The sequence below is a fragment of the Variovorax sp. 10L421 genome (genome assembly GCF_056395365.1).
The window spans coordinates 1-1,051 of record NZ_JBFTJJ010000068.1 but is presented as its reverse complement, the minus strand read 5'-3'; the positions used below and the strand labels follow the sequence as shown (position 1 = coordinate 1,051).

Below are 1,051 nucleotides of genomic sequence, written 5' to 3'. Positions count from 1 at the left end.
ATCGACGCTGCGCCCGAAGAAAAGGCCCGCGGCATCACGATCAACACCGCGCACGTCGAGTACGAAACGGCCAACCGCCACTACGCACACGTCGACTGCCCCGGCCACGCCGACTACGTGAAGAACATGATCACCGGCGCCGCCCAGATGGACGGCGCCATCCTGGTGTGTTCGGCCGCTGACGGCCCGATGCCCCAGACCCGTGAGCACATCCTGCTGGCTCGCCAGGTGGGCGTGGGCTACATCATCGTGTTCCTGAACAAGTGCGACATGGTCGACGACAAGGAACTGCTCGAGCTGGTCGAAATGGAAGTCCGCGAACTCCTCGACAAGTACGAATTCCCCGGCGATGACACCCCCATCATCCACGGCTCGGCCAAGCTCGCCCTCGAAGGCGACAAGGGCGAGCTGGGCGAAGGTGCCATCATGAAGCTGGCCGAAGCCCTCGACACCTACATCCCGACGCCCGAGCGCGCCGTGGACGGCACCTTCCTGATGCCCGTGGAAGACGTGTTCTCGATCTCGGGTCGCGGCACCGTGGTGACCGGCGCTGTCGAGCGCGGCGTGATCAAGGTCGGCGAGGAAATCGAAATCGTCGGCATCCGCCCGACCGTCAAGACCACCTGCACCGGCGTGGAAATGTTCCGCAAGCTGCTGGACCAGGGCCAGGCTGGCGACAACGTCGGCGTGCTGCTGCGCGGCACGAAGCGCGAAGAAGTCGAGCGCGGCCAAGTGCTGTGCAAGCCCGGCTCGATCAAGCCGCACGTGCACTTCACCGCCGAGGTGTATGTCCTGTCAAAGGACGAAGGCGGCCGTCACACGCCGTTCTTCAACAACTACCGTCCGCAGTTCTACTTCCGCACGACGGACGTGACCGGCGCGATCGAGCTGCCCAAGGACAAGGAAATGGTCATGCCCGGCGACAACGTCAGCATCACCGTGAAGCTGATCAACCCGATCGCGATGGAAGAAGGCCTGCGCTTCGCCATCCGCGAAGGCGGCCGCACCGTGGGTTCGGGCGTCGTGGCGAAAATCCTCGACATCTAAGCCG

Annotated in this window: 1 protein-coding gene; it reads left to right on the top strand. The window is 64.1% G+C overall.

Features of this window, described 5'->3' with window-relative positions; all coding sequences use genetic code 11:
- The coding region (tuf, locus tag AC1DFC_RS29755) for an elongation factor Tu (protein WP_478180586.1) at nucleotides 1-1,047 on the top strand (1,047 nt) is incomplete at its 5' end.
- Nucleotides 1,048-1,051 lie beyond the last annotated feature (4 nt).